This window comes from Microcoleus sp. C2D2 (assembly GCF_036702495.1).
Classification (GTDB): domain Bacteria; phylum Cyanobacteriota; class Cyanobacteriia; order Cyanobacteriales; family Microcoleaceae; genus Microcoleus.
In genome coordinates, this window is record NZ_JAUBTO010000088.1 from 26,991 (window position 1) to 34,931 (window position 7,941).

2 protein-coding genes and 3 pseudogenes are annotated in these 7,941 nt (G+C 49.6%); 4 read left to right on the forward strand and 1 reads right to left on the reverse strand.

What is annotated here, in order from left to right:
* Positions 1-392 precede the first annotated feature (392 nt).
* The gene (locus tag QUB61_RS24515) at positions 393-635 is read right to left on the reverse strand and encodes a hypothetical protein (protein ID WP_333190149.1); all 243 of its coding nucleotides are present in this window, start codon (positions 633-635) and stop codon (positions 393-395) included.
* Positions 636-804: 169 nt separating this feature from the next.
* On the opposite strand from QUB61_RS24515, the pseudogene QUB61_RS24520 reads away from it, so the two are divergent.
* The 4 genes and pseudogenes from QUB61_RS24520 to QUB61_RS24535 all read left to right on the forward strand — a co-directional run.
* Positions 805-1,989, forward strand: a pseudogene (locus tag QUB61_RS24520) (RNA-guided endonuclease InsQ/TnpB family protein).
* Between the two features lie 654 nt (positions 1,990-2,643).
* Positions 2,644-6,165: a hypothetical protein gene (locus QUB61_RS24525; protein ID WP_333132841.1), complete on the forward strand. Its 3,522-nt coding sequence runs from the start codon at positions 2,644-2,646 to the stop codon at positions 6,163-6,165.
* A 346-nt stretch (positions 6,166-6,511) separates the two neighbouring features.
* Positions 6,512-6,718, forward strand: a pseudogene (locus QUB61_RS24530) (RRXRR domain-containing protein); the annotation flags it as partial.
* Positions 6,719-7,402: 684 nt separating this feature from the next.
* Positions 7,403-7,864 (forward strand): annotated as a pseudogene (locus QUB61_RS24535) (reverse transcriptase N-terminal domain-containing protein); the annotation flags it as partial.
* Positions 7,865-7,941 lie beyond the last annotated feature (77 nt).

Consider the following 7,941-nt stretch of genomic DNA (forward strand, 5'->3'; position numbering starts at 1 on the left):
CAAGAAAATTGTATTGTTTAGTTTCGCCTAAAACACTTTTGTTTGCAGTCAAATTTGAGACAACTTATTACAAAGTAGAAAGTAAAAGGCACTTATTTACAAAAAGGAAAAACCAATTCTCACAGCACCGATTGTACCGATTGTCAAGCTTTTAGGTCGGTTGACTGGCGATTTGAGATTTTAGACGCGATCGCGTGAGACGTTCGGCGAGCGCGAGCGTCAAGTCGCGATCGCGCCCTTACGATTTGAGATTTACTTCAAAGATGAATCTGGGCTCTTGAACTAGGGTCGAAAATTTTGATCTCTCCACGACAGAAGTCGGGGGCTGGTATCCGTTTTTGGGCGGGGTCAAAAAAATTAACTTCTAGCTGCAGCATCCGGACTTGGGCTTTCTAATCCTGTGATTGAGGAAAGTTGAGCACGGGGAGGCGCGATCCCCGAAAGACTTCTTCGCTTTCAATGCCGATCGACGCAACAAACTCAGCAGCCGCCGCGGCCGCCACCAACCCGCCCAGCATTGGTAAAGCGACCAAGCTCAATAAAATGTCTGAGGGAACTGGCAACTTTGGACTGTTATGTGTTTGAGTTTTGAGCAAGTCTTGGTTTTCCGACGGCATAAATTCCTCCTGTGTCAATCCCTAATCCTCAGTTTACCGGAATTTTGGGTAAAAGCCCTGTCCTTCTAGGACCGCTTTAATTCCCTAAGTCTGTCTGAAAATTTTCTGGCTTTAGTCGGAGAGTGTAAAGATTCTTTAAAATTTGTTTTATAGCCACAGCAGTCTATAAATGCGATACGATACTTCCATGATTGTATTAGAGTTCAAGTTGAAAGGCAAAGCACAGCAATACCGGGTCATCGACGACACGATCCGCACAGCTCAATTTGTCAGAAACAAAGCTCTTAGATACTGGACCGACAATCAAGGAGCTAAGCTGTCTGACCTCTACAAACAATGTGCCCTCATGGCAAAAGAGTTTGAATGGGCGGGCAAACTTAACTCGATGGCGCGTCAAGCGATGGTCCAACGTGTGATTTTGGCTATCCAACGTTTTTTCGTTAATTGCCAAGCTAAGAAGCCAGGGAAAAAAGGATTCCCGCAGTTCAAAAAACATACTCGTTCCGTAGAGTATAAGACATCAGGCTGGAAGCTTTCTACCGATAAAAGATGCCTAACATTTACGGACGGTTTTGCTGCTGGAACTTTCAAATTAATCGGTAGTCGAGACTTGCATTTCTATTCACCTAACGAGATTAAACGAGTTAGGGTCATTCGGCGTGCCGACGGCTACGGAGCTCAGTTATCTATCAACGTTGAGCGGATAGAGGAATCTATTCCCACGGGTAAAGCTATTGGAATAGATGTGGGGTTGAATCATTTCTATACCGATAGTAGCGGTGATACAGTTCCCAACCCTCGTTATCTTCGCAAAAGTGAAAAAGCTTTAAAACGCTTGCAGAAAAGAGTTTCAAGGGAAGAAGAAAGGTTCTAGCAATCGTAAAAAAGCGATCGAGAAGTTGGGAAGAAAGCATCTGAAAGTCAGCAGGCCGCGCAAAGACTTCGCCATAAAGACGGCGCCCGGCGCGGTAAAATAAGCGCGATTTTTTGGCCTAGGTCGACCTTCAGGTGAGGAATATGGTTAAGAACCACAAGCTTGCCAAATCAATTAGCGATGCAGCGTGGTATCAGTTTGCTCTTCAGGCTGCAATACTTGGTCCAAGTGTACGGTAAAACAGTAATTGCGGTTGCTCCTGAGTATACTTCTGTTGATTGCTCAGCCTGTGGCAATACTGTTAAAAAAACGTTGTCAACTCGAACCCATATTTGTAGTTGTGGCGCGGTATTAGATCGCGATCGCAATGCCGCTCGCAATATTTTGGCGAAAGGTTTGAGGTGGACAGGAATCACTTTAAATACGGTGGGGCACACCGAAATTAACGCTTGGGGACAGAACGATCTCTACTCATTGGTGGTGACAAAACAGAGATAAGTTCGACCGATCGATCCAAGAATCCTCGCGCCTTCAGGCGCCCGGAGTGTCAAAGGGCAAATAATCATCTTGACCGCTGCTTTCTGACTAATAACTTCTGAGATCGAATCATGTGACATCCGACGAAAGATATCCTGCAAGCGATCGTCCCCGCGCAGCCAAGTCTATAAATATCTTCTCGCGAGATCTTAAGCTCGGACTCGCAAAAAACGCTTTGTATACAATCGGGATACTCTCCGAATGCTATCGATCGTGCGACTCTCTCCGCGGAGCATGGCGAAACCACAGCACTACAGTCGGAAAATAATAGACATTTCCAGAAAAGCCAGTCTTGAACAGGCATCATACCTGTTCCACAAGAATAATGAGAGAGGTCTAATTATTATTCGGATGCAAACGGAAACGATATGACTAATGACGAATAACTTGTTGCTTGGCTTAATTTGGACCTATCTGTGCCAAAATGTCGAGGTATTATCAAAAAAATATTCCCCAACGGCTCGAAGCCGAGGGGCTACAAGGCAAGACACTAAGTCCAGCATGGCTTAAACCAGACAAAACGGTTAGGCTCGGCAAATCAAATAATTGTCTGTAAAATCTGTAACTGTGCTATTTCTAGAAAACAAAACCAGCTTTGGCAAAATTTAGAGTTTCATGTTGAATGCGAACGGGAGCATATTGGCAGACAATCGATCGACCGCCTCGCAGTGGGCCGGGGAAGCTTTAGGGCTTCGGGAAGTTCAAGTACAAGCGCGTTTGCGGGGAAATCACCTGCACATTTTGTGCGAAGCAGCGCAGTGTCCGTCTCAAGAATTGGTGACGGCGAGATTTACTCTTGCGATCGAACAAACTGATTTAACGCGACTGCTGCCCGATCGACCTAAAATTTACCAGTTGTTTCTGTGCGGCCGCAAACTCGGTTCCCGACAAAATGACTGGACAGTCCGACTCGATTGCAGCACTCCTGGGCGACAGCAACAGCAAAGCCAACCGCAACCAAAAGTGGCCGAAGTGCCGCCGCCAGCGAGTCCCCCCGACGGCGAACCGCCAGATAGCCCAAAAAGAGGCGGATTATTCGGCAAATTTAATTATGAAAACCGCAAAGTCAAACAGACACAAAAACCGGTAGAAACATCGGCCCACGCGCCGCAAGTACGGGAAGAACTGGATTTTGACGCCGAAAGTCTGCCCGTCGCCAAACGGATTCAATACCCAGAAGTTTTTGAAACTTCCCCCGTGACGATCGACACCGCGGCTGCTGCGACGCGGTTCGCTGTTAGTTCCGCCGTTCCCCCCGGGCATGAGGCGAACCGCGGCGCGGTAGCTTTGATTGAATCCCCCGAAGCCGACTCAGGCGAGGGCGATCGCCGTGGAACATTGACGGTTTCGCCGGAAACTTTGGCGCGCCGGGGCTATCCAGAGGCGATCGCCAGCTATCTCAGCGAAATCCTCGGGCCGATGGGAGTTTCGGTGAAAGTAAGCATTCGCGAAAAAGAACTCAAAAGCAGCCGGGAAACCCTGCCGCCTCAGGCGCCAGAAAAGATCGAGCCCAAGGAACGCCGGCTGCTGGTGGTGTGCGAGTCAGCTTACAGCCCCGACCCCTCATTGCTGGCCGAACCCATCGCCAGCAGGCTGCGGAAACTACAACTAGAGGATTTCCGGGAAGCAGCGATCTGCTGCCAAGTGAGCGGCGAAGCGAAGGCGGACTGGCTGCTGCGGGTGGATTTGACTTCGCCGGACAAAATTCTCAAGGAATGGGCCAGGTGGGGAGACGTGCCTGCGATCGCCAAACTGCTAAACCAACACTTGGCACCATCGAGAGTCGAAGTGCGGGCCACCCTCAAAGAAGCAACCCTCCACCTGTTTTGCAGCAAAACTGCCAAAAAAGGACAAAAGCCTAAACGGCAAGAATACCCCGACCGGCAGCAAACCACCGACACGATCGCCCCTTTGTTAGCCTCCTTCGCGCCCCAAGGCCTCCGCGCAGCTACTATCTACGGCGTAGAACCAGCCAGCGGCCTTGAGGCGAATCCCGAGTCGCCGGTGTGGATAGACTGGGTGGACTTGCCTGCTGCCCACCACCCCGACTTGGCGGCGAGCGCCAGAACGCTGGCAGCAGAGGGCGACCAATTGGCTCTGACTTTTTTATTGAACAGGTTGCTAAACCCCAGTCTCAGACGCAAGCTGGAAACTGGAGGGATTCGGGCCGTCGTGCTGCAAAAAGCCGACGTGCTGCACGTCATGACAGAAGCTCTGACTTGCCCTTCTCAGTCGAAGGTAGGGCCGCCGGTGGCTAAATTCTTGCGGCAGTTACAAATTTCGGGAGTGGCAGGGGTGCGAGTCTACGGGCGCCGCGCCGGCCAGAAACAGCCCCTGTGGCGCTACGCAATTGACCTGAGAACGGCGGTTGACGAGGAATCAGCGGCGACACCCGCACCGGCTCCCTCGCAACTGGCTGTCTTGGAAAAGGAACCAGTGCCGGAGTTTGCGCCGGCGGAGGATGGGAGTTTTTCGGGTTTGGGCGAGAATTTGGTGTTCGACGCGCCCGTGCCCAACTCCTGGCGACCCCGCTTCAAAATCAGACTCCCCGGATACAATCTGGGCGAGCAGTTAGTTCAAGCTGCAGTGCAACCGCTTGTCGCTTCGGGTTTGTTTGTTCCCAACGATGGTTTGTCCACAAATGCTGCAGCTCCCGGGGGCGTGAGAGCCGATCGCGCCGCTAGCATGGCTGTGATTTGGGCGATCGCCGGCTGTCTGCTGACATTCAATACCGATTGGCTCTTGGGTCTATTTCTGCAATCTGCGACGGTCAGTCAAGCTCCTAGCGCCTCGGAAGTTTGCAGCGATCAAAATTGTCAAAATCCCTCCCCCAAGGCTTTTGGCGGCGTTACAGCCCCTGTTGCGAACGAAACCCCCGACCCCGTTCCCCCTTCTTCTGAGGTGAATTTGCCTCAAATTCCGTTGCAGCCGTTGCCCGAAGCGAACGGGTTCGAGGCTTTCAATGGCTCAGGGTTTACGAAACCGGGAAATACTAGCGTTCCTGTAGCTGATGTTTCTGCAGCACCCGTGTTCCCGACTTTGAGGAGCGAGCAGCTTGACGAGCAGATAGCGCGCTATCAAGAGTACATCCACCTGCACAAAAAACCGCCGGATATTCTAATTGTCGGTAGTTCGAGGGCGCTGCGGGGCATAGACCCGGCGGTTTTGGAAACAGCTTTGGCAGCTTCGGGCTACCCGGGGCTGAGGGCTTACAATTTTGGGGTTAATGGAGCTACTCTCCAGGTTGTAGATTCGCTCATCCGCCGGATTTTGCCGCCGCAACAATTGCCAAAATTGCTGGTGTTGGCGGATGGGGCGAGGGCTCTCAACAGCGGGCGGCCGGATTTGACTTTTAGCGCGATCGCTTCTTCGGAAGGTTACAGGCAATTGTCCCGGGGTAGTTTTCTGATCCGCACCAATGAATTAGATGCCGAAGGATCGAATCCGAGTGCAAAAAATCCGGTGGTGACTGTGACTGAATTGGTGCAGAATTTGGAACAAGCTCAAGCTAACGTTCAGCAATTGGTGAGTCAAAAGTTGGTGGAGGGTTCTGCAACTTACAAACAGCGCGATCGGCTCAAAGGGTTTTTGCGATCGATCGCCAATCCATCAGCCCCTGTTGCAACCGAGAGCCCCCAAACCGCAGCCCTGGGTCAACAAACAACTGAAAATTCCCAGCCAACTGCTGCGGGCAAACAACCCAGTGAGTTTGAACCAAATGGCTTTTTGCCGATCGATATACGCTTCAATCCCGATACTTACTTTCAGAAGCACCCGAAAGTATCTGGCTATTACGACTCCGACTATCAAGATTTTAAATTGATAGGCGAACAAGCTCTAGCACTCAAAAACCTGATCGAATTTACCAAAGTTCGCAACATCAATTTCGTGTTTGTCAATATGCCTTTGACTGAAGATTATTTAGACCCGGTGCGGACAGGTTACGAACAAGAATTCCGGCAATATATGCAAGAATTAGCAGCTCAAAGCGGACTAATTTTCCTAGATAAAAGTTTATTGTGGCCCCAGGCGCGGGAATCTTTTTCCGACCCCAGCCACCTCAACCGTTACGGTGCTGTTGCAGTTTCTAAGCGGTTGGCTCAAGATCCCATGATTCCCTGGCCGGCGAAACAATAGTTTTGAGTTTTGAGTTTTGAGTTATTTTAGAAGTTAAATGCTCCCAGCGTTGCGAGTGCGGCGCGGCTATCTCAAAACTATTCTTCCCTGCGGCTGGATACTGAAAGTAAGCAACCCCGGTCTGAAGACACGGGGCTTTGGCAAATAAGCTAAAGCCATGCTTACCCGCCTAAGCCTTAACTGGCTACGTTGTTGGGGTCAAAACACCGGAAAATGCGACGCTAGTTTTGGGCTCTGTTGTTTGCAATTAAACAATTCTAAGGTCACGCTCAATAGTGTTGCAAGCGTAAAAAGCCCTTATAACATTGGCAAAGCGAACTTTACGAGAAATCGAAGGGACACAACAATGTCTATCCAACCAAATTACGTTTTTGTTCTAGATGCTAACCGCAAACCACTAACACCATGCAAACCATCTTTGGCACGCAAACTGTTAAAAGTTGGCAAATGTAAAGTTTTCAGGCTTTACCCTTTTACTATAATCTTGAAAAAAAAGGTAGTTCAAGACCCGCAGCCTGTCACTTTAAAGATTGACCCCGGTTCAAAAGTTACTCTGCGATACGTTTCCGCAAAAATGGATAGCCTAACAGCTTGAAGTGTACGCGGAGCAAGGTTACTAGCCAATCGTAAAGGCGAGAAATACAGAACCTTGACAACTTAACAGCCTTATAGGTGAGAATCTTGCCGAGCCAATGGCTAAGACAGCAAGAGAACGAAGACAAGCACGTCAACGCTCATAATATCAAGTCCTATCGCTAAGGTGCATAGTTGAAAGCGCTACCCCTATCTTCAGAATTTGCAACTATGAGGGTAAAGCGGGGAAGTTAAGTGGAGGTAACTCAGGAGTCTGACTGAGAATCCCTTCTAGCAAGAATCTATGAGCAGCGCAAGCAAAGGTACATCCGAATCGTCGTCATGGAAAACCTGTGAAATCAGACTGATACACTGGGAGACCCCAAAAGGGGCAAGGATAGGGAGTTGGCAACTGGTAGATTGTCCAACAAGCACTTCCCATAAACCCGGCGAACAGTACCACTCTAAGGATTCAAACAAAAGGCTGTTAGGAACGTAGTAACCCCCGTACTTCTCTTGAGCAGGTCGATACTCAAGTAGGTAGCTAGCCGCACGTTGTACGGAGGCGGGATTGAGACAGAAGCCAACGCCTTGCTGTAATGGCAAGGATACGCTGACAGTCTCACGAAGATTTGGAAGATAGAGTAGTTAATAATGAGTGTATATGCCTAATACAGAGCCAAAAGCAACTGTGGGATGGAAACAAATCAACTGGCGCCAGCTCGAAAGTGTAGTTTTCAAGCTCCAAAAACGCATCTATCAAGCCTCTCAACGTGGAGACGATAAGGCAATCCGTAAGCTTCAGAAAACGTTGATGAAATCTTGGTCGGCTAGAATGCTTGCCGTCCGAAGGGTGACTCAGGATAACAGGGGCAAGAAAACCGCAGGCATAGATGGAGTGAAAAGTTTAACACCCAAACAACGCCTGAAACTTGTTGACCAACTCAGACGTATAAACAACCAAAAGGCAAAACCAGTAAGAAGGGTTTGGATTGATCAACCTGGAAAGACTCAAAAACGCCCATTAGGTATCCCCACAATGGACGATAGGGCAGCGCAAGCCCTAGCAAAAGCAGCACTAGAGCCAGAATGGGAAGCTAAGTTTGAGCCAAATAGCTATGGCTTCGTGCGGCTCGTTGGCGCAGCCGAGAGGGTTCCAACCCTTGAACGCGCCACACCTCGAAGAAGGCTATGCGCTTAAAG

Bases quoted from the DNA above. Each gene is read 5' to 3' on its own strand.
- QUB61_RS24525 (WP_333132841.1), top strand. From the start codon at position 2,644: ATGTTGAATGCGAACGGGAGCATATTGGCAGACAATCGATCGACCGCC.